General features: G+C 55.5%; 18 protein-coding genes. 8 read left to right on the top strand and 10 right to left on the bottom strand.

What is annotated here, in order from left to right; genetic code table 11:
* Nucleotides 1–111: 111 nt before the first annotated feature.
* From OZX72_RS01215 to rpsF, 5 genes are all read right to left on the bottom strand, one after another.
* Nucleotides 112–1,530 (bottom strand): MFS transporter, encoded by a 1,419-nt coding sequence (locus OZX72_RS01215; protein ID WP_277158648.1) that lies wholly within the window; start codon nt 1,528–1,530, stop codon nt 112–114.
* Between the two features lie 212 nt (nt 1,531–1,742).
* The gene (gene rplI, locus OZX72_RS01210; protein WP_277158647.1) at nt 1,743–2,189 is read right to left on the bottom strand and encodes a 50S ribosomal protein L9; all 447 of its coding nucleotides are present in this window, start codon (nt 2,187–2,189) and stop codon (nt 1,743–1,745) included.
* Nucleotides 2,190–2,205: 16 nt separating this feature from the next.
* The gene (gene rpsR / locus OZX72_RS01205; protein WP_277143412.1) at nt 2,206–2,454 is read right to left on the bottom strand and encodes a 30S ribosomal protein S18; all 249 of its coding nucleotides are present in this window, start codon (nt 2,452–2,454) and stop codon (nt 2,206–2,208) included.
* A 66-nt stretch (nt 2,455–2,520) separates the two neighbouring features.
* Nucleotides 2,521–3,177 carry a single-stranded DNA-binding protein gene (locus OZX72_RS01200; RefSeq protein ID WP_277158646.1) on the bottom strand — a complete coding sequence of 219 codons (657 nt, stop codon included), beginning with the start codon at nt 3,175–3,177 and terminating at the stop codon, nt 2,521–2,523.
* Nucleotides 3,178–3,265: 88 nt separating this feature from the next.
* Nucleotides 3,266–3,562, bottom strand: coding sequence for a 30S ribosomal protein S6 (rpsF, locus tag OZX72_RS01195; RefSeq protein WP_277153481.1), 297 nt, complete (start codon nt 3,560–3,562; stop codon nt 3,266–3,268).
* A 655-nt stretch (nt 3,563–4,217) separates the two neighbouring features.
* On the opposite strand from rpsF, the gene OZX72_RS01190 reads away from it, so the two are divergent.
* Together OZX72_RS01190 and OZX72_RS01185 are read left to right on the top strand one after the other, a co-directional pair.
* Nucleotides 4,218–6,134, top strand: a complete 1,917-nt coding sequence (locus OZX72_RS01190; RefSeq protein ID WP_277158645.1) for a hypothetical protein — start codon at nt 4,218–4,220, stop codon at nt 6,132–6,134.
* A gap of 403 nt (nt 6,135–6,537) precedes the next feature.
* Nucleotides 6,538–7,551, top strand: coding sequence for a ribose-phosphate diphosphokinase (locus OZX72_RS01185; RefSeq protein ID WP_277158644.1), 1,014 nt, complete (start codon nt 6,538–6,540; stop codon nt 7,549–7,551).
* Between the two features lie 368 nt (nt 7,552–7,919).
* Here the strand turns inward: OZX72_RS01185 and OZX72_RS01180 are convergent, their stop codons facing one another.
* Nucleotides 7,920–8,873, bottom strand: coding sequence for a hypothetical protein (locus OZX72_RS01180; protein WP_277158643.1), 954 nt, complete (start codon nt 8,871–8,873; stop codon nt 7,920–7,922).
* A 510-nt stretch (nt 8,874–9,383) separates the two neighbouring features.
* Between OZX72_RS01180 and OZX72_RS01175 the strand changes: the two genes are divergently transcribed.
* Nucleotides 9,384–10,361: a ribokinase gene (locus OZX72_RS01175; protein WP_277158642.1), complete on the top strand. Its 978-nt coding sequence runs from the start codon at nt 9,384–9,386 to the stop codon at nt 10,359–10,361.
* A gap of 147 nt (nt 10,362–10,508) precedes the next feature.
* Here OZX72_RS01175 and OZX72_RS01170 read toward each other — a convergent pair whose 3' ends face one another.
* On the bottom strand, nt 10,509–11,312 hold the full coding sequence (locus tag OZX72_RS01170) for a histidine phosphatase family protein (RefSeq protein WP_277158641.1): 804 nt from the start codon (nt 11,310–11,312) through the stop codon (nt 10,509–10,511).
* A 310-nt stretch (nt 11,313–11,622) separates the two neighbouring features.
* Here OZX72_RS01170 and OZX72_RS01165 point away from each other — a divergent pair, with 310 nt between their 5' ends.
* The 4 genes from OZX72_RS01165 to OZX72_RS01150 all read left to right on the top strand — a co-directional run bounded on the left by OZX72_RS01165 (nt 11,623) and on the right by OZX72_RS01150 (nt 16,660).
* On the top strand, nt 11,623–12,666 hold the full coding sequence (locus tag OZX72_RS01165) for a LacI family DNA-binding transcriptional regulator (RefSeq protein WP_277158640.1): 1,044 nt from the start codon (nt 11,623–11,625) through the stop codon (nt 12,664–12,666).
* A 285-nt stretch (nt 12,667–12,951) separates the two neighbouring features.
* The gene (locus OZX72_RS01160) at nt 12,952–13,911 is read left to right on the top strand and encodes a nucleoside hydrolase (protein WP_277158639.1); all 960 of its coding nucleotides are present in this window, start codon (nt 12,952–12,954) and stop codon (nt 13,909–13,911) included.
* A gap of 115 nt (nt 13,912–14,026) precedes the next feature.
* Nucleotides 14,027–15,373, top strand: a complete 1,347-nt coding sequence (locus OZX72_RS01155; protein ID WP_277159321.1) for an MFS transporter — start codon at nt 14,027–14,029, stop codon at nt 15,371–15,373.
* Between the two features lie 453 nt (nt 15,374–15,826).
* Nucleotides 15,827–16,660 carry a YwiC-like family protein gene (locus OZX72_RS01150; protein WP_277158638.1) on the top strand — a complete coding sequence of 278 codons (834 nt, stop codon included), beginning with the start codon at nt 15,827–15,829 and terminating at the stop codon, nt 16,658–16,660.
* A gap of 251 nt (nt 16,661–16,911) precedes the next feature.
* Here the strand turns inward: OZX72_RS01150 and OZX72_RS01145 are convergent, their stop codons facing one another.
* Together OZX72_RS01145 and OZX72_RS01140 are read right to left on the bottom strand one after the other, a co-directional pair.
* Nucleotides 16,912–17,466 carry a DNA-3-methyladenine glycosylase gene (locus OZX72_RS01145; RefSeq protein ID WP_277158637.1) on the bottom strand — a complete coding sequence of 185 codons (555 nt, stop codon included), beginning with the start codon at nt 17,464–17,466 and terminating at the stop codon, nt 16,912–16,914.
* A 148-nt stretch (nt 17,467–17,614) separates the two neighbouring features.
* Nucleotides 17,615–20,311 carry a phosphomevalonate kinase gene (locus tag OZX72_RS01140; protein ID WP_277158636.1) on the bottom strand — a complete coding sequence of 899 codons (2,697 nt, stop codon included), beginning with the start codon at nt 20,309–20,311 and terminating at the stop codon, nt 17,615–17,617.
* Between the two features lie 451 nt (nt 20,312–20,762).
* Between OZX72_RS01140 and OZX72_RS01135 the strand changes: the two genes are divergently transcribed.
* Nucleotides 20,763–21,116, top strand: coding sequence for a phenylpyruvate tautomerase MIF-related protein (locus tag OZX72_RS01135; RefSeq protein WP_277158635.1), 354 nt, complete (start codon nt 20,763–20,765; stop codon nt 21,114–21,116).
* 173 nt (nt 21,117–21,289) lie between these two features.
* On the opposite strand, the gene OZX72_RS01130 is transcribed toward OZX72_RS01135, so the two are convergent.
* Nucleotides 21,290–22,051 carry a hypothetical protein gene (locus tag OZX72_RS01130; RefSeq protein ID WP_277158634.1) on the bottom strand — a complete coding sequence of 254 codons (762 nt, stop codon included), beginning with the start codon at nt 22,049–22,051 and terminating at the stop codon, nt 21,290–21,292.

Raw genomic sequence — 22,051 nt, 5'->3', positions numbered from 1 at the left:
CAGACCCGACCTTGTGATGTTCCTTGCATTGTGCTTGCATTGCGAAAACGTACCAATTACAAGAGCCGTAGCATCACACAAAGAGCACAGACGAATAAGAGTGGAATCCGATTACACCTCGACCTTCCGCATTTCGACGGACGGGTCCTTGCGCACCTTGATGGAAACCAGCGTGATGCACAGCGCCACCAGCGCCAAGACGATCAGCAGGGCGAAGGCGTTTGTAGCTCCGGCCGCCGACGCAGCCTTGACGTTGTGCGGGACGTGGGCCTCACTCAAGGAAAGCGACGCGGAAAGCACGGTGGTGCCAAACGAGCCGGCATACTGCTGCAGCACGTTGAACAGCGAGTTGAAATCGGTCTGCTGAGCGCCGGAGACGAACTTGCTCGCATCCGACATCGTATTGCCATAGCCAAAGTTGAAACCGGCACGCAGGAACATATAAAGCAGCGTGAGAATCACTACCGTCGCCTTGCCGGTCATCACCCACAACGCGGTAGCGCCGATGATTAGCGAAATGTTGGAAATCAACAGGACCAGCGTCGGACCGCGGCGGTCATAGAGCTTGCCGACGAACGGGGCGATGAAAGCGCCAAGCAACGAACCCGGCAGGAGCATCAGGCCGGCGGCCAGCGAATCGATGCCGAGGAAGTTCTCGGCGAAAACCGGCAGTAGGAAGGAGCTGCCGATATTAATGAACTGGAGGATGGCATAGTTCGCGCCGCGCAAGCTCACAATCGGCTTCTTGAAAAGACGCAGGTTGAGCAGCGGAGACTTGAACGTGAAGCAACGCCAGATGAAGAGACCGAGCAGAACCACTGCCGCACAGATGGCGATGGCGACCTTATACGACCAACCGCCGCCGGCCCCGAACTGGTCGAAAATCTCGGTGAAGCTAATCATGAAGAAGCTCAGCAGCACCAGGCCGATGCCATCGAAGGATTCGTTGGCCCCCTCGGCCTTGAGCCTCAGGTTGCTTTCGCCCAGAATCCAGGCGACGACGAGCAGCGGCAAGGTGAATATAAAGATGACGCGCCAGGAGAAGTAATAATTGATAAGCCCGCCGTAAGTGGGGCCGAGCGCAGGCGCGAAGGATGTAACCATGTTGGCGACGCCGACGTAAGTGCCACGCCTACTGACCGGCACCAGCGCGAGGATGACATTGATCATCAGAGGTGTGGAGATGCCCGTGGCCGCGGCCTGAAGCAGGCGGCCGAGCAACAGAAGCCAATAGTTCAGCGGCAGGCAGCACAGAATCGTACCGACGATGCTCACGACGACGGCGCAACGGAAAAGCGAACGCGCATCGAAACGCTTGAGCAGGAACGAAGAGGTACTCATCACGATGGTTACCATCAGCAGGTAGCCGGAAGTCAAAAGCTGGATGGTCGAAAGCGGTAGACCAAATTCCCGTGTCATCGTCGGGAAAGTGACGTTCAACGAAGTCTCGGTCAGAATGCCGGTGAAGGAAAGCAGGGCGGCTGCCGCGATGGATAGTTTTGTCTGTGTGGATACACGTTCTTCTTGCAAGTTGTAAACCTCAATATACTTTTGCCATATCAGGCACTTGAGGGGTGTGGCAATGGCTGGCGCGCTCCGACCCCCCGAGCACGCAACTTATCTAGTATACGCCGTCCACTGCGATAGCTTCAAAGATGAAAAATCCCGCCTGCACGATTGACGTGTGGCGGGATTTTTCTGCTTAAGCTTACGGTTTTAAACCGTTATAAACACAAACCGAGTTACTCGGCGACGACCTTCACGGTGAAGTTCGCGGAGATTTCGGGATGCAGGGCCACGGTGGCGGGGAACTCGCCGGTGGTCTTGATGGTCTCGACCTTGATCGCCTTCGGATCGACGGCGGCCTTGGATTCCAGCGCGGAAGCGATGTCCATGGCGGAGATGCCGCCGAACAGCTTGCCGGACTCGGAAACCTTGGCGCTCAATTCGACGACGGTGCCGTCGATGGCGGTCTTGGCGGCCACGGCGTCTTCACGGGTGGCCACAGACTTGGCCAGGCGCGCGCGCTTCATCGCTTCGATTTGCGTTGCGGCGCCCTTGCTCCAAGCAAAAGCAAGGCCCTGCGGGATGAGATAGTTGCGTGCATAGCCGGGCTTGACCTCGACGACGTCACCGGAGTGACCGAGGTTGGAGACGGACTTGGTAAGAATAACCTTAGTTTCAGCCATTGTTCGTATCCTCCTATCAGCGACCGTTGGTGGCGTAAGGCAGCAGAGCCATCTCGCGCGCGTTCTTGATGGCGCGGGAAATCTCACGCTGTTCCTGGATGGTCACGCCGGTGATGCGACGCGAACGGATCTTGCCACGATCGGAGATGAACTTACGCAGCAGCGCAGTGTCCTTGTAATCGATCTCGGTAATCTTCGCAGCCTTCAGCGGGTTCGGCTTTTTCTTGAACGGCTTGACTGGTGGTTTTGGCCTTTTACGTGACATATCAATGTCTCCTTAACACTTATAAACGTCTATTGCTTGTTGCTTCTCGCGCTTTCGCGACTGTCGCTAGAACTCCGGCTCGTCGGAATCCCCGCCGAAATCGGAGCTGCCCCCGAAACTCGAGAACCCGTCACCGGAATTGCTGGAACTGCCCCACGGATCGGCCGCGGGAGCCTGGGACTGGCCGCCCTGCTGGGACTGCCCAGCCGAGGCACCGCCCGAGTAGCCTGCGCCACCCTGGTATCCGCCGTTGCCGCCGGCATTGTAACCGCCGTTATAACCGCCGCCATTGTTGCCGGCACCGCCGTTATAGCCTCCGTTATTGCGGGAACCACCCTGGAACCCGCCGTTCGAAGAGGACTGACGCTGCACCTGAGCGGTGGCGTAGCGCAGGGACGGGCCGATCTCGTCGACCGTCATCTCCACAACCGTGCGGTTCGTACCGTCATTGGCGGTGTACGAACGCTGCTGCAGGCGGCCCTGGGCGATCACGCGCATGCCCTTGGAAAGCGAGGACGCGCAATGGTCGGCCATATCCCGCCACGCGGAGCAGCGCATGAAGAGGGCATTGCCGTCCTCCCACTGATTCGTGTTGCGGTTATAGGTTCGCGGCGTAGAAGCGATGGTAAAACTCGCGACCGAAGCCCCGCTGCCGATAGTGCGCAGCTCCGGGTCAGCCGTAAGGTTGCCGATAATCGTGATGACCGTATCTCCTGCTGCCATGACGTGCCTTCCTCACCAGCTTTTGGCTTTTGTCGATAACGATGAAGCAAAAAGCAAATAGACTAAAATTTAATATTCCTAAACGGAATTACTTGACATCCTTACGAAGAATCTTCGTGCGGATTACGGACTCGTTCAGGTTCAGGACGCGGTCCAGCTCATCGTTCGTTGCCGGCTCGCAGCTGTAGTTGACCACGACGTAGTTGCCTTCGGTCTTGCCATCGATTTCATAGGCAAGCTTGCGGCGTCCCCAGATATCGGGGTCGGAAACGGAACCGCCCTCTTTGGTGACGATTTCCATATACTCATCGGTCAGCTTCTTCAGGGCTCTTTCGTCAAGCTCCGGATCGGCGATGAACATCAGTTCATACTTGTGTGCAGACATCACCCACCTCCTTCGGACTAAAGTCGGCCGCGGTCTTTCCGCGACAGGAGTGTGTATGCGTTGCCATATCAAGACGCAAACCCGCGTCAGACATAGCTTTTCTATATTACGGGCTGTGGGCGACTTATCATTGTTATAGCCTTGGTCATTATCTATCATAATATGATTGAGATTACTCGATGATAAAATGAGATATCTTTGGATTTTGTCGCGATGTTGAGAGAAAAGAGAAAGTATGAAGTGCCCGTATTGTGGTGCGATTTTACCTGCCGACGCACGGTTCTGTTCAAATTGCGGCAAGACAGTGACAACAACGACGGCTGCGGACTTGGCGCCTTCGTCGCAAAACGCAACACCTATCCCAGCCCCAACTTCGACTCAGGCACCGACTCCGATTCAAGGTTCGGTTCCATCTCAGTCCCCACAACCAATTCAGGGCCCAATTCCGACTTTACAATATCCTTCCGGCCAACCGAAGGGCAGAACCCAATATCGCCCCGCCAATATCGGCAACGCAAACAGCGTTTATCCGTCTGCGCCGCCGAACCAATACATGCAAACACCCGCCGTTAACCGGAATAGAACCTCAGCCAAGGCCGCGAAACCGGTAAAACGCACGCCGGCTGGTTTCGCGAGCGCCGCCAACATCAAGGCCATGCTGGTTTCGCTTGGTATCGGCATTGCCGCGGCGCTTTTGGCCACGCTCCTAATCACTGCGTTGGTCTGTCTCAACGCTCACTTGTACTCACAGGGACAAGAAAGAGCCAAAAACATGATGGCCGCTCAGTTCTCGAACATAGCGGCAGGCGGTTCCACGACCCAATTCACCTCGGGTTCCATTATCGCCACCTTCGTCAATATACTTACCAATGCGACGGGCGGCGCCAATTCCATTTCATTGCTGCATGGGTCCACACCGGAAGCCGCGGTTTTTGCCAGAGGAACCTTCGGACTGCCTGGCCTGGCGCTGTTGTTTGGCACGGCTTTTGGCGCGTATATGGTTTCGCGGCACATCATTTCACAAAAGAAATGGGAACCATTGGCCAGCTCTGTGATTGTGGGCGTCGGGGTCGGGCTGATCTATCTTCTGCTGGCTGCGTGTTTCCCCATCCGCTGCGAAATCAGAAGCGACGAACTGCATATACTTTTGCCGTACTTCCCCCTAAATGACCCGGAGAAGACATCTACATTATCGCTTGTCAATAGTTCATTGACTTGGGTCACTTTCGTCATGCCGTTGCTGACCGCGGCAATCGGCGCGCTGATAGGATACGCCCTTAGCCGGCGCTACTTTGAAAACGGCAATGTCTTTTCTGCCTGCTGGGCATGGGTTCATCGAGCACGAGGGGCGGTGCGAACCGGCGTTGAAGCGCTCGGCATCTATTCCCTCGTTTTCTTCGTCTACAGTCTCATCATGCAAGTGCTGAATGTCATCATGTACACAATCTCATACCACTGCGGAACCGCGCCGATAATGGTCTTTCTCAGAAATATTCCAAGCAATCAATTGGCAGGGTGGCAAGAGGGATCATTGGGCGGAATTTTGATGTACGTTTCGCCAACCTCGCCGAAGACACAACGACTATCTGCCCTATATGGCCCTGGGCTTTTCGGCAGCGACAAGTTGTATGCCTTCTCTGCTCTCACTCCAGAACGGTATATGCGGAATAACCCACCGACCATGTTCCTGAATTATCTGCTTCCGCTGGTCCTGTTCCTGTTGAGCACGTCCTACATCATGCTGCGGGCCTCGGCACGGTCTTTGCAGGATCGGGCGAACGCCGGGTGGGCCAAGACCTGGCAGACACCGGCTATCGCCGCAATCTTCTGGGCCGTGGCAGCAGTGGCGATCAATCTGAGCTGCGTGACGATGAAAGTGACGCAACCGCATCCGCAGGACCCATACCTCCTTGCGATGTACCATCAATTCTCCGGCGACAGCTATACCTATATCAACGACGTGCAGCCTTGGTATACCCTTATCGGGGCGTTGTGGATGTTTGCCATCGAAGCGCTGGCGCTGAGCCTAGGACCTGCGATGATTAAATCGATGCCGGGTCTGATGGGCATTCTCAAAGGAGGGCTGGTGCAGCCGTCCTCTGCCTTGGTAGGCGCGGAAAATGGGAGACAAAATAATTTCACCGGCAAAACCAGTAAGCCTTTTACCAATCCCGACGTCTTCATCGCTCTGCTTAAGGCCGGACGGATGCAAACCGCATACGGACAATATGGAATGCAGACTGCGATGAACGGCAGGCCGGGGATGGCTCCGACTGACGCGATACCGTCAATGCAAGGTAGCGCACCAGGCTATTATGGGCAGCCGCAAGTGAATCCTTATGCCCGTCCCAATCCCTATTCGGCAAACCCGCCGACGGGAAATCCGGGGATGCCCAATCCGTATCCCGAGCATCGCGTTTCTGCCGCGGCCCCAGCCAATACGCAAGACGGTAATTCTGCCGCCGACGCAAACTGGCAACAGCCGAATACATGGCAGCAACGGCAGTACCGGCAACCGGGCTCTCAATCTACAGGACAGATTCCGCCGCAAAACGGCCAACCGAACCAATAATCATATTTTCCGCTTTGATATCGGAAACCGTTCGCGGCGGCGAGCACGACTGCCGATATCAGCTACTGTCAACAGCCGCAAAATGGCTAAATCTGAACTATTTGTTGGCCCTGCAGACAAATCCTTGATTTCGTTTGCAATACACTATAGACGCGGCCAGAAAGAAAATAGCTGACTGCGCCTCGTCCACGGATGCCGACGTTCCACTAAAAGCCTTCGGTATGATCCATAGTTACGTCAAAAATTCGTTGCGACCCCGCGCAACCCGCCTCTCGACGATTTGCGCGGGGTTGGCGCTATATTAGAAGAGGTTTCTTGTGATCCATCCTTGCTCCGCCGCGCCCGGTATCTTCGATGTCGGGTTGGTGATACGGACGCAGGATGATAAAGCGGAAGGCGAGATATGTCGGCGATTCTCGAAGGAAAGCCCAAAAAACGACTGGCACTGGTGACAGGTCGAGCGTATCCGGAGCAGGCTCGAGCCACAGCCGAGTGCCTGGGCACTGTGCCGCTGGAGACCACAGCTTACGACTTCGCGAACGGCGAGATGTACGTGCGCTATACCGAACCGGTGCGAGGCGCGGACGTCTTCGTGCTGCAATCGCACACCGATCCCATCAACAAATGGATTATGGAGCAGTTGCTGATGATCGACGCGCTGAAGCGCGCCTCCGCCCGTTCCATCACCGTCGTCGCCCCGTTCCTCGGCTATTCGCGTCAGGACAAGAAGGGCCTCGGCCGCGAGCCCATCACTGCCCGCCTGATGTTCGATCTTTTCCAGACCGCCGGTGCCGACCGCATCATGACCGTCGACCTGCATGCCTCACAGGAGCAGGGCTTCTTCGACGGGCCGGTCGACCATCTGACCGCGATGCCAGTACTGCTCGATTACGTCAAGAACTCGATGCCGCTTGAAAACGCGACCATCGTCTCCCCCGATGCCGGACGTATCAAGGTTTCCGAGCGCTGGGCCGCCAAGCTCGGCGGACTGCCGCTTGCTTTTATTCATAAGACCCGCGACGTCACGCGCCCGAACCACGCCGTGGCCCACGGCATCATCGGCGAGGTGCGCGAACGCGACTGCGTGGTGGTCGACGACATGATCGATACCGCCGGCACGATTTGCGAGGCCGTGCGCACGCTGCGCGAGGCCGGCGCCAAATCGGTGACGTTGGTCGCCACCCACGGGCTTCTGTCCGGCCCGGCCGTCGAACGGCTCAAGAACTGCGGCGCACGTGAAATCGTTCTGATGGATACCGTTCCGGTGCCGGAAGAAAAGCGCCTTCCCAATATGACCGTGCTCTCCATCGCCCCGCTGCTGGCCGCTGGTATCCGCTCGGTCTTCGAGTCCGGTTCGGTCTCTGGCCTGATGGACGGTCTGCCCGAAGACATGCACCCGCGCAACATGTACGCGTAACAGTTCTTCTCTCACTTTGGTCTATCGATTCCCCGCCGACTTTCCCGTTCCTGCTCACCATGACGTTGTCGACTGAACCATAGCCAGTCTCCGCTTCCTCTGCAGACCCTTCCGTCTACCTTTCCGATTCCTCCTAGCTCTCCAACTCATCTTCTAGCGTCGCGAATCACCCATCAACTCCCACTGTCGGGTGATTTGCGACGCTATAATACGATTTATCGTCGCAGATCGCCCACTAATCTTCATTAAGAGTGAACTTGCGACGCAAAATGATGCTTGAGCGTCGTAATCCACCTACTAGGAATCAATCCCAGAACTCAGCTAGCTAATTTTGGCCACTTCTCGCCCCGTTGATATCGATTCTCGCCCTAACCTGCCAACTTCATACAAGGAACGCCGGCATCCGCCAGCTTACGCACCAGTTCGCTACGCCCCACGACATCGCGGTAGGTAAGACGCACTATCCGCGAGATGCCACTATGAAAGAGGAATCGTTCACGCTCTTGCTCCTGACGCACAACCTCCTCTATTGCAGCTCCATGGGTCATCAACGGATTGACATACTTCTCCATGCCATCAAACTCGACGACAATAACCTCCCCGCCGCGTAACCGGTACTGGAAATCGACACGATACGTTGAGCCAGCATCATTAGCATATTCTACTTGAAGCTGCGGGATCGGAAATCCTTCCTCGATCATCGTGGCCCTGCAGAACGATTCGCCGCCACTTTCGCTCTTGGCGTCCGCGCAACGAATCAGGCGATCTATCGAAGCCCGACCACGACGCAGGGTCTGCCGTTCGGCGGCAATATCGTCCAAAGAGACCAACCCAGCACGTAAAGCCGAGTCATAAAGCGGCAAGGCATCCCTGAATGCACAGCGCAGGCCACAATCCACGAGTGTTCTGGCGACCGAAGTCACCGGGATTCCATCGACATAGCAAACTTCAGCATGCGGCATCGAAACACGGCGCAGCAATCGGCTGTTTGAAGAGCTCGAACTATCAGCCACATATACGATGCCATCATAAAGATTTAAGCGTAAATCCAAGCCATAAATCACAGCCGCAGTGAAAGCGGCAAACCCCCAATCTGGATACTTGAGGTGAAGGGCGCGCGCCACATACAACGTCCGATGGCGACAATCAAGCTGCTTCCAATCCTTGGCGGGGAAAAACAATCCTGGATATGGTTTTACAAGTTCACCGGCAACACTGCGACGGTACAACGCCCGGCTTTCAGCAGCGTTTGATGAAACACAGCAGCGTTTCTTTCGCTTCGCCTGCGCGATCAATGCGTTGACTTTTTGATGGTTTCTCATATTGTCACCATACGGCGAACAGGCAAAATTCCGCGAGAAAACAAGGTACTGTGGTCGAACGCTATCACTTATCCACAGGCCCGGGCGTGTCGCAGGAAGCTATCCACATACTCGGAAGAGTTACCCACAATTTACCTTGCTCATCTGCACTCAGCTTCCGAACAACCCAGCCTGCAGAACAATACTAATGGAGAAATCACGACGCTTAGGTCTAATCCAGCGTCGCAAATCACGAACTAACGCCCACTCGTAGAGGAATTACGACGCACAACACCCGATTTACCGACGCAAATTATCCGCTAAATCTCATTAGTAGAGGATTCACGACGGTAAATCCCTGACGACGATGACACTGGCGGCAATCCCAGCTGCTCATTCTTTGTGACCCTCGACAACGCCCTCCGTAAAATTTGACTTTTTTGATAAAGCGTTTTATCTTATAAGCAAGTTAGTAATAACGCACTAATTTTAATGTGCGTTGCAAATAGCCAAGAACCAATCGAGGATGAAATGAACGCAAAGACGCTTTCCCTGCTAGATGGCATTTCCGGATCAATCAGCATTGTCGGGTCGATGAACGCGGATTATACCGTCACCGCCAAGCGTCTACCGAAGCCGGGTGAAACCATCGCCGGAGGCCCGTTGCGCATCCTGCCCGGCGGCAAATCCGGCAACCAGGCTGCGGCCGCTGCACGAATCGGCGCGAACGTCAATATGTTCGGGGCCGTGGGAAGCGACAAAAACGCGGATTTCCTGCTTGAACAGCTCAACAACGCCGGCGTCGACACCTCCCACGTCCGCCACACCAACGGAGCCAGCGGCACCACCGTGATCACCGTCGACGGCAACGGCGAGAACACCATCGTCTACTCGGCCGGTTCCAACGCCACGGTCAGCATCGACTATATCGAAAGCCAGAAGGACGTGCTGCTGAAATCGTCGGTGCTCGGCCTGTGCCTGGAAAGCCCGATCGAAACCGTCACCGCTACGGCGAAAATGTGCCATGACGCGGGCATCAAAGTGCTTCTGAACGACTCCCCCTTCACCGACAAACTTCCGGATGAACTCATCAAATATTCGGACATCCTGCTGGTCAATGAACACGAGATGGCGCAGCTGCTCAACATCGCCGAGCCCAAGAACGGCGACTGGCTGGGGATGGATTGGAACTATATCGGCCAGACCATGCACGATTTCGGCTTCAGGCAAGCAGTCGTCACTCTGGGCGGCAACGGGGCTATGGTGCTCGACCATGATCGCACATACCACGTCGACGCGGCCAAGATCGACGCCGTCGACACCACCGGCTGCGGCGACTCTTTCATGGGCACGCTTCTGGCCGGTCTGGCTTCTAACTTCCCGCTAAGCGACTCCGCTTCACTGGCCTCGTACGTGGCCGCCTACGCCGCCACCGGTTACGGTGCCCAGGCCTCGTACGGCAACGCAGACCAAATTCGCGATTTCTTCAAGCGCCAAGCCAAGCAATAAACTGATTCGCGATTATCGTGTCGACACGATAATCGCGAAAGCGATATGGTAAATACGCAAACGTGCCGGTCATCATCCAGATGGCCGGCACATTGCTATTGTTGGGCTTTATACGAAGGTAGGAAACCTTCAAATCGACCCTTAGCTTTAAAGCTTTTCACCTTCCTTGAGATAGGAAGTGTCACCGATGCTGAGAACCTGAAGCTTCCCATCCTTGTACTTGATCTTGGTCACGCTAGCATTCTCCAAGGGAGCGCTTTTGTATTTGTCTGTCATACCGGCAAGCATCACGTTGATGGCCATACCATGACTGACGACCAAAACATTGCCACCACCATTCTTGCTCTGATCGGCCCCGATTTTCTTCACCGTGCGTAGCATGCGCTTGCGAACAGTCTGCGAACTTTCGGCATAGCCGGACTTATCCGCAAAATAATGTGCATCATCAAGCCACGACCATTGGTCATCGGTTTTAGGACGTTTGGCCGCCTCGTACGCCTCATACGAGGGGAAACCCGCTGATTTTGCTTGCTCGGCACCGATGGTGTCCAGCGACGCTCCCTCGAATTGGCCCGAACATGCCTCGCGCAGACCTTTCAGCTCTTTAATGGGCTCCTTCTGGTCAGACCCCTGTAGCACAGCCGAAGCAGTGTCGTGCGCACGCTTCAAATCACTGGAATAAACGGCATTGAACTTGACATCGTGCTTTTTCAGCCCCTTGCCAAGATCCACAGCGACTTTCTCTCCGTCTTTGGTAAGAGGGGTGTCGGACCAGCCCTGGACCTTATTGAGTTCATTGAACATCGTCTTGCCGTGTCGCGTCAGGTAAATAGTCACTTCCGCAGGCTTTGCATCAGGCTGTTCCTGCTTGCCCGAAGCTCCCGCGGAACCGCATCCGCTGAACATCAACGTACTTAGCGCAAGCAATCCAGCCAGCCATTTCTTACTCATAATTTGATTCCTCCTTGAACAACAGAAAGGGTCCATATATTCTTTCGAATATCTTCGTTAAATCTCAATTTAACGAAGATATATAAAAAATGAAATACAAACCAACAATCTTCATTGTTACGGATAGATAAAGCGCTTTATCGTATCAAAATGAATAATAACCATAAAAGACGAAATATGTCAAATCTGGGCATGCTCTGCCTTGCCAACGTTCCAACCGGAATAAGGTTATGGCATACCGGCTAACGACTAGACTTGTTGAAGCCGGCAATCGGCAATCACCATCAGAGGTATCCAGGGACGGGGCGACATGAACCATAAAGCGACATTGAAGGACATCGCCAAAGCCTGCGACGTCTCGGTTACGGCGGTTTCTCTGGTTCTCAACGACCGACCAACCCGTATGTCGCAGAAAAAGCGCGGACTCATCGTCGAAACGGCCAAACGCCTGCGCTACGTGCCTAACCAGGCGGCTCGCAGCCTTGCCACCAACAAATCGATGCTGCTGGCTCTGCTCATCCCCGATATCGAAAACATGTTCTTTGCCTCCTTGGCGAAGGAACTAGAGGACGTGAGCAGCAGCAACGGCTACTCCCTGCTAATCGCGAATTCGGACGACTCGCAACACGCCGAGCACAAATTGCTACGACAATTCGCTTCCCGTGGCGTTGACGGACTGTTTCTCATTCCCTCCCGCGAGTCGGTGAACAATTCCAAGACACTCAAAAAAGACGTCAGCACCCTTGATTTCCCGGTGGTACTCACCGACAGACTTGTCAGTGATGACTGGTGCGATGCCGTCGGCTCCGATAATTATGTCGGCGGCCAGCTTGCGGCCCAAGCGCTGCTTTCAAAAGGGCACAAACGCATCGCCTGTATCTCGGGAGACGCCCGAACTGGAAACATGAACAGACGCGTCGCCGGCTTTTCCAGCGTTCTTGAAAAGGCCGGATTGCCACTCGATCCGAATCTCAACTGCTCCGGAAACTACCGCTATACCGGGGGCTACCACGCCGCCGACCACATCATCGACGCCGGCGCGACCGCCGTTTTCTGCACCAACGACCTGATGGCCTTGGGCTTCATCCAGCGTCTTGAGGAACGTGGCCTTTCCTGCCCACAGGATTGCTCCGTGATCGGCTACGACAACATCTCGGAACGGTTGGGCTTCAACCATCGCCTGACCACGCTTGACCAGAACATCAGTGCCATGGCTGCCGCCTGCAACGACGTCATTTCCTCGCGGATCAAGGATATGGGATCGGAATCGAGCCGCAGACCGTGGATTACGCAGCCCAAGCAGCAATTCATCCGGCCAACACTCGTCAACCGGGCGACGATATCGGAACTTTAGATATCGTAAATGGAGAAACACCGTCTTACGTTTCCTTGCAATTAAACGCCTTCAAGCCGATGAACGTATTATGATTATAAAAATCGGAGACAACCATTTATCTAACAAGGAATCCGTCTCGATTTGACTCATTAAATTAAACGCTTTATCATGGATAGCAGTATTGATAAAGCGTTTTATCGATACGATAAAACAACACCTGCAACGGCGCTGTCTGATTGTTGTTGATTGTCACTGTTGAGTAACATCTCAAATCAGATGCTGCAAAGGCGAAAGGCAGAAGTTATGAAGAAAAAGATTATCCTCGATTTGGATACCGGTATCGACGATACCCTTGCCATCTCCTACGTATTGGGAAGTCCTGAAGTCGAGCTTATCGGCATCACCAGTACGTTCGGCAACGTGCTCGTTGACCAAGGCATCCGCAACGACCTGGCCATCACCGATCTGCTCGGTCATCCCGAAGTGCCGGTGTATCGCGGCGAAAGTCACGCCCTGAAATCGGATTCGTTCGCCGTTTCCGAAGTCTCGGCCTTCATCCATGGCAAGAATGGCATCGGCGACGTCGAGATCCCCGACTCTCCTCGCAAAGCGGAGACGGAAAGCGCGGCTGATTTCATCATCGAATCGGTGAAGAAGTATGGCAAAGACCTTACCTTCGTGCCCACCGGCGCGGAGACCAACATTGCCACGGCACTTAAGAAAGCTCCGGAAATCAAGGACGAAATCGGCAACATCGTCATCATGGGCGGCGCGCTGACCGTTTGCGGCAACGTCAGCCCCTGCGCTGAGGCCAACATCTCGCAAGACCCCGAGGCCTGCGACATGCTCTTCCGTTCCGGCGCGCCGGTGACCATGGTCGGCCTCGACGTGACGCTGCAAACCCTTATGACCTATAAGGATTCCCAGCAGTGGCGCGAAATCGGAACCCCTGCGGCGAAGTTCCTCGCCGATATGGTCGATTTCTATATCAAGGCCTATGAGACCACTTCCCCGAACCTCAACGGATGCGGTCTGCACGACCCGCTGGCCGCCGCGGTCGCCATCGACCCGACGCTGGTCACCACGCTTCCAATCAATATGAAGGTGGACACCGAGGGCGAACTGCGCGGACGCACCATCGGCGACAACGACCGCTTGAACGACCCGAACAAGACCATGAAGGTCGCCGTCGGCGTCGACAAGGAACGCTTCCTGCATGAATTCATGACCCGCATCGGCAACGTTGCAGCTGCAGCCAAGTAAGTAAATCAAACGAATCTTCCAAGGACGGAAAAATATGGCAGAATCAACCAAAGAGGGCACAGTAAGCCCTCAAAATCCAACAGCGAAAGGTAATGAGCCGGAAATCACCAGTGACATGGCGGTCAAGGCCCTCATCCCGCTGCTGATCACCTTCATCCTCGGCACACTGTGCTTGCAGGGATTCAATCTGGTCTTCACTCAGGTGGGCAAGGACGTGGGCGCTCCGGCGCAGGCTTCGCTGATTACAGCACTGCCCAGCATCGTGCTCGGCATCGTCTGCTTCGTCTACGGCTCACTCGGTGACTTCGTCTCCCTGAAGAAGCTTGTGATCGTCGGTATCACACTGCTGCTGGCGGGCTCCGTTTTCGGCTTCGTCGCAAACTTCTGGTTCAAGGCCAATATCTGGACCGTGATCATCGCGCGCGTGATTCAGACCGCAGGCGAACAGGTCGCAGGATCCGTCTACCTCGTAGTGGCCAGCAAGTACCTCAAGGATTCGTTGAAGGTCATCTTCTTCGGTATCTTCACCGCAGGCTATCAGGTCTCCGCCGCCATCGGCGTCTTCGCCGCAGGCTGGCTGACTTCCATCCACTGGCAGTACCTCTTCCTGATCCCAATCGTCACCGTCCTCTTCCTGCCGCTGCTGCTGCACAACCTGCCCAACAAGTCGGGCACCGGCGAGAGCGTCGACGTCTGGGGCTTCGTGATTTTCGGTACCGCTACGGCGTTCTTGACCCTCTTCTTCTCCTACAGTGCATGGTGGATGCTCCTGGTCTCCGCAGCGCTCTACGTTGTCTTCGCCGTTTACATTCACAAGGCGAAGAACCCGTTCATCACCCCGGACTTCTTCCACAACAAGCGCTGGATTATGGCCATCAGCCTCATCCTGCTCTTCTACCTGCCGAACTATTCCTTCTCCCCGATTTTCAACGCAATCGGCAGTGAGATCTATCATCTCGGCACGCAGACCGTCTCGCTCTACATCGTATGGGCCTTCATCGTGGCGGCCATCTTCGGCACCTGCTCCGGTTGGATCATCGACAAGATCGGCAAGAAGACGGGCATCATCACCGCTGCCTGCCTGCAGCTTGCCGGCCTGATCATCGCCTCGTTCTGCGTCAAGGTAAGCCCCGGTGCCCTTGCGGCCGCCGGTTGCCTCTACTATGCGGGCGTCGGCCTGCTTTATTCCCCAGTGGTCGACACCGTGCTGGGCACGCTGACCAAGGACGAATCCGGACGTGGCGTGGGCATGAACGATCTGGCGATGAACGTCGCCGGCTCAATCGGCATCGCCATCATTGGCGGACTGATGACGTCGAAGCCCATGACCGGTTTCAGCCTCGCTGGTCTGACCGGCTCCGCAGCAAACTACGGGAACCTGTTCCTCGTGGCTTCGATTGCGACTATCGTCGGCCTTGCCGTCTTCCTTATCTTCAACAAGAAGATCTATGCGGATAAGTAGAAATCGACAGTAGAGAATCCCTTATCGTGATTTTCTACTGCGAGATTGATGAAACGGTGTCATGCGTAAAACATGACACCGTTTCTTTTTGCGTTTGAGGGGATTATCGACAACATTATCGAGAAGAAAGAATAAATAGATACCAGAGCATAACCTAAAGATATGAATGAGACAAAAACCGGTATATTAGTCGCAAAAAATGAGAATAGGAGGGAAACAGGTAATGCCGCCGGTGCGCGGTCTCGCAACCCTCGCAAAAACCAACACAGTGGAATCTGGCTGCCGAACCAGCCGGGAGCTTGGACCATGGCGCTCTTCCCTACGCTCGGAGGAATATTCATCGGCGGAATCTCATGGCGCAATATTTGGCTGCTTGCGGCTTGGACATTGTGCTATTGCCTACAATTCAGCGCGTCCCGATGGCTCGGCGTTCGCTCACACGAACGCGACTCCGTGCAGAGACATCAGGCCGAAACCGGCAAGCCCAACAAAGCGAAAACATCGAATTCGACGACATCAGGGGCATCTGAAGACAACTTGGATCATACGGCTTCCAGGAAGACCACGGAAACAGGACGCCATTCGGACGCCTACATCGCCCCGGTCACGACTTACTTCATTGCCACCGCCATCGTCGGAATCCCGGTTTTCGTATTCGCGCCGAGACTGATCTGGTGGCTTCCGGCCTACCTCGTTTTGGCCACCCTCTCGTTCCTCTCGGCCTGGCTGCATCAGGAACGCTCATTATGGGGCAACGCTGTCGCGGTCATCGCCGCCGGAACCATGAGTCTATTGGCCGTGTCACTGGGTTCGCGCTTTTTCACGCCTATCATCGCAACAGATAGCTTCACCTCAAAACTATCGCTCAGATCTGTTGCCCCGGCAAACACGACCGAATACTATCTCGCTTCGCCGTTGCTGCCGAAAACCGGCGTCGTCGCCGCATTTGCCTTCATTCTAAGCGAATACGCAACCGTGCTCTTCGTCAAAACAATGATTCGCAAACACGGGCATATCGGATATTACGCACTTTCCGCCAGTTATCACGTTATGCTTATCGCCCTCGCTTTCGCAACTCCTCTGCTCCTGCAAGACGTAGGCGGGCTCGCCCTGCCACGTGGTGCCATTGCATCGGCTTTGCTTTGGGGAATTCCTGCGGTCATTCTGCTAATGCGGGCCACAATCTTCCCGCTACGACACAAACGCATGCAGCCCATGCACATCGGCATCATCGAAGCCGTCACAAGCCTAATGAACATCATCGTCATCATCATCGTGTTGGCATAAGCCGGTATTTCACGGCAACCGATCAGCCGACAAACCGCCCGGACCATTATGCGACGGAACTCGAGATACACGCAGCGACATATTGTTGCCGGCACACAGCGTCCAACGAACCATGAAGATCGGTGCGACGACAGCACTATGCATTGGTGCGCGGAAAACGCGCTTTGCCTCTCTTGAACATTTGTTTGACGGCAGCAATACACCGAGCGAAAATCAGCAGAATCCGACATGTCAGACCCAGCCTGCCAGCCTTACCGCGAGAGATACGGATTGCCGGCAATGATGAAACGGCGTGGGCGGTCTTTAGCCTTGCTGATGCCGATGCGTTGCGTGGCTTCGATACGTTCGCCGGGGCGCAACGAACCGGTTTCGAGGCTCAGCGGCGGCTTGCGCAGATTATGACCATAGAGATCCATCGTGATGCCCAGCGACTTGCATATCTTGCCTGGACCATTCAAACAATCTTTGATACGGCGACCGCCACGGCGTTTTTCGATAATTTCAACGGTTCGCGTATCCATCGGTTCGGCGGCACGAATCAGCGCACCCGCACCGAAGCCCTCCTCGAACGCGGTGACGTTCATACACAGATTCATGCCGTAAATCAGGTAAATGTAGGCATGGCCGGACGGGCCGAACATCGCACGGTTGCGTTCACTTTTGCCGTGGAAGGTGTGGCTCGCGGGGTCAAGCTCATCGTAGGCTTCGGTTTCCACGATGCGCACCGTCAGCGTCTCGCCGTCGATGACGCGCGTCAACGTGCAGCCGAGCAGCCCTTTCGCCACGGTTTCGGCATCTTCACTCAAAAAGTCAGGAAACATGATTCCATTGAAGTCCGCAAGCGGGATTTGTGCAAGGGCATTTCCTCGACGTGGTTTCTGCGATGCTTCGTCAGAGCAGTCAAATCAACGATTATTCAACGATGTTTAGCGAACGGCGACAGACACCGATTACTCAGCAACGTTTCGCAAGCGTCGACAGGTCGACACCAAGTAAACGGGCTTCTTCGGCGGTTTTGCCGGTGACCAACAGGTCTGTGCGGCGCAAGTCGACGACGGTTTTCGCGCCGAGCAAGGCCATCAGCGAGCGGACCTGACTCTTCCAGCTGTTGATTTCGGCGATCAGGCCGTCTTCGCCAGAGGCGTTCAACACCTGCAGGAAGTGGCCGGAAATGCCGACGGCTTTAGCACCCAGTGCGAGCGCCTTCACTACGTCGAGCGGATTGCGCACGCCGCCCGAAGCCAGCACGGCCACGTTGGTTTCGCCGCAACCAATCACTTTGTTCCCGGTCTTATTCGTGCCATTGGCGGGTAAGTTGGCATCGGTTGTAACGTTACCGGAATTTGAGGAGAATTCACTAGCACTATCATTATTTAGTGCATTACATTTATTCGGCAACAACGCAAGCAGACACAACGCCGTGGACTGGCCCCAGCCGGCCATATAGCCGTATTCATGAGCCTGTCGTCGAGCGTTTTCGATACGGGCAAAATCAGTGCCACCGCGGCCGCTGACATCGACAGTGCACACGCCGAGCTCAGCCAGTTGCCGCACGGTTCGCGCACTCATGCCGAAGCCGACTTCCTTGACCATCACTGGCACCGGCGAAGCCTTCACGATCGCTGCTATACGCTCTGGCCACGCGTCGAAATCGCGCGAGCCTTCCGGCATCACGAGCTCTTGGGCAGCGTTGATATGAATCTGAAGGGCGTCGGCATGAATCATCTTGACGGCATGCAAGGCCTGCTCGACACTCACGGAAAGCCCGACGTTGGCAAAGACGAAACCAGACGGGTCATACTCACGAATCGTGGTGAACGTCGGCTCGAGTTTCGAGTCGCGAATGGCTGCGTGCTGCGAACCGGAGGCCATAGCTAAGCCGGTCGCGGCGGCGACGCGCGCGAATGAAGCGTTGATTGCGCCGGTTTTGGCCGATCCACCGGTCATCGCGTTGATATAAAACGGCACGTCCCACGTTGCACCGCAAACCTGCGTGGTCATATCAACGTCGTTGACGTCAACACTGCCCAGGCTGTGATGAACGAACGCAATATCATCAAATGCATTACGCTGCATATCCGCATGTTCAGCGAGCGCGAGACGAACGTGGTCGTCTTTGCGGTTCGTCCCGGCAGCAGGGAACTGCGAATTTAGGCCAAGTACATGACCTGCCGATACGTTCGGAGCCGACATATTCGACATCCCGGAACTGGCGATGCCGGCACCGCTATTACCGGCAATTCCAGCTCCAGCGGCACCTGTGACACCGTTAACACCAAAAGTACCGTTAGCACCTCCGGCGCCTGCACCGCTGACGCCATCGACACCACGTGAGACACCAGCAATATCAGCTATACCGGCAACACCTGCGATACCACCGACTCCAGAGCCTTCACTACCGCCGGTCCTTTCGAAAAAATTTTCTTCTGCACGAGCGCTTCCAGCAATTCCACCAGACATACCGGCGGAAACACCACCCGCCCAATCGGTGAGCTCGACTTGCGGGGCATGCACCGAAAGATTCAGCGGAACGATGCTCTTCTCCTGCCAGCCACGTGTGATGGCAGCGCAATCGGCACTCGGTCCGGCAATCGCGATGCCACAGTCGCCGCCACCCGCACCGGAGCTTTTCGCTGCTGCTCCATGATTTTCCGCGACCTCGACCAGAGCACGCAAGGCTGGGGTTTCGATGGTCACACCGGTAAACGAAGAAAGAGTTTGCAACAGCTTTCGGGCCTCGCGCACGCATGCAATGACGGCCTGTTCGTCGTTGCGAATCAACGCCGAAGCCAACGCGTCGACGCAGGCATCGCTACCGCTCAAAAAGTCCTGATACGTCCGCTCGTGTTCGGCGGCGCTCTGCTGCTGGACGTGGCCGACGAGCGAAGGCGTGGACGCGGGATTACCGGTCCATCCAACCATCAGACGCAAGCTGCTGTCGGGCTCAAATGCACGAAGCCGTGCAATGCTCAGCCCCGGCCATGGCATGTCGATCAAATCGCTCAGCGCGGTGTCCTGCAAACGATTGGTAACCCACTGCCGGTCGACAGCCGTGAAACGGATACAGCCGCCGAACAGGCTTGCCGCCAGGTCTCCTCCGGAGCCGACCTTCTGGGCGCGGCTTGCCGAAACGAACGCGAGTTTGTACTGCTGAATCGGGTCAAGTTCGAGGCCGTAAAACGCAGTGAGCGCCTTCATCATGGCCACAGTCACCGCTGCAGACGAGCCGAGGCCATACTTGCGGCCGGAAGCATCGTCAAGTTCGCTTTCGATATTGACATCGTAGATTTTGAGGGCTCTGCCCTGCTGCTGCGCCAATTCCTCGACCGCGTGGATGACGGAAAGCACGAACGCCGCGCCCGGCTGCTCCACGTCAGGCACCGCACGTCCCGCGCGACGTCGCCAGGTAACCGATGCCTCGGGATGGCCTGCGGAATGGATACGGCCGACCGGATCGACGCCGAAAGACTGGAGTTGAGCGACCGCGGAAGTGGCGTCATGCTCGGTGATGCGGGCGGTCAAAAGTCGATTGACAGCGATGAGAATCGCGGGATGGCCGTGCTCGACCACGGCATATTCACCAGCGATATACAGTTTCCCGGGGGCCGTCGCTACGCTGCTACTCGGTTCCTGGGCTTGCCTACCGCTCATCGTTTGCCGTTCCTTCCCCTCATATTTCGTCAACCACATTCGCGCGTTGCGATTGGCTTTAAAATCCTTAGGTATCATGTATTGATACTTTTTAATACATCGCGTCATACCGCTTTGTGTCAACATTCTTAATGTACGCACAACTGAAGCGATAAGGGCCCTAGCGGGCATACTCTGCACCAAATACCCCGATAATCTGCGCACCACCGCCACATTAAGGCACTGACGAGCTGACATACAAACGCATTCATCGATTGCAAACGGAAAGAAACCGAGACACGAATGCGGCGAACAGAATGCCGGATTGCGGACACAACACCAGAACAGACGCGAGCATCACGAACGCAAGCAACCAGCAGGCCAGAAATGGAATCAACGTGGTGCTATACACAACGCTTGTCATAAAATATCAGTGACGATAACGATTCACCGCAAAACGCAAGGAACTATCATGCCAGTCATCCATACCCACGTTTCCGTTTCCACCACGCAGGCGCAGCGCGAGGCGCTCAAGGCCGCGTACGGCAAGGCCATCACCGCCGTTCCCGGCAAGACCGAGAGCTGGCTGATGTGCCCGTTCGAGGACAATATGCCGATTTACTTCGGCGGCACCGACGCCAAGCCGGCGGCCTATGTCGAGGTCAATGTCATGGGCGCGCCCGGCAGCATCGACCGCTCCGTCTGGGAGTCGATGACGAAGCAAATCATGACCGCGCTTCACGACGAACTCGGCGTGCCAGAAGACCGCACCTACATCCGCTATACGGCTACCGGCGACTGGGGCTGGAACGGCGGCAACTTCTGATTTCTGTCTGCCGCGGCGCTAAATAGCAACGAACAGCACCTTATAGTAATTATTAAAAGGCGATAAACAAACCAAGAATTTTCATTGGTCTGTTTGTCGCCTTTTGTTGTCGCTGTTGGCCAACATCCATTTCGGCTTCCGCAGCTTAGGCGCCGATAATTTTCAACACCGCTTTATTTGAAATCCAGATAGCGCACGAAGGCGCGAGGATGATCCTTGCCGCTCTTGACGTTGCTGAAACCAAACAGCGCATCGCTCGGCAGACCCTTGGCCTTCCAGGTCTGCGAACGGGAAAGATCGAAGGCGATGGCGTCTTTTGCACTCGTGGCCGGATTACCTTTCGCGTCAACCAGAACGCCCATATCCAAGTACCGCTTGAGCTCCGAGCCTGCGAGCACTTCTGAGGGCTTGTTGACAAGGCCGCGTTTGTTCAGCGTTGCTATCGTCTTTTTGTCAGAGGCCATGGCGTTAATCTGACCGGCCGCAACCTGAGTCATGATTTTCGGGGAATCATCGGTGTAACTGTTTTTGCCGATGTTGAGGCTGCTGCCAAAGCTCACTCGACGCGCGTCCTTGACGTTATCATATTTGACGAATCCGTCTTTCAACGCACTGATCTGCTCGGAATCCTGGTGCATATTCACCGCTTCCAGCGTGAAAACCGGCGTGGGCGGCTTGGTCAGATACGTGACCACCAGCGAAATGACGATAACGAGAGCGACGACAACCACGACCGTGCCCAGCAGAAAGTTCTGGACGAAATACGTCCCTTTTTGGCCGGCGGGGAGCTCACGGAACGTGGTCCACTTGGACTGTTTGACATAGACATTGTCTTTGGCAAGGCCGGAAATGGCCGCACGCTGGTCAGTACTCAGCTGGGTGCTGTCGACTCCACCGTGGGTATCGCTCTCGTCGCCCTTGTCGTCTTCAGCCAT

The organism is Bifidobacterium sp. ESL0769 (genome assembly GCF_029395495.1).
Classification (GTDB): Bacteria; Actinomycetota; Actinomycetes; order Actinomycetales; family Bifidobacteriaceae; genus Bifidobacterium.
Note: the sequence above shows the minus strand (reverse complement) of the source record. Positions and strands in the feature narration are given on the sequence as shown.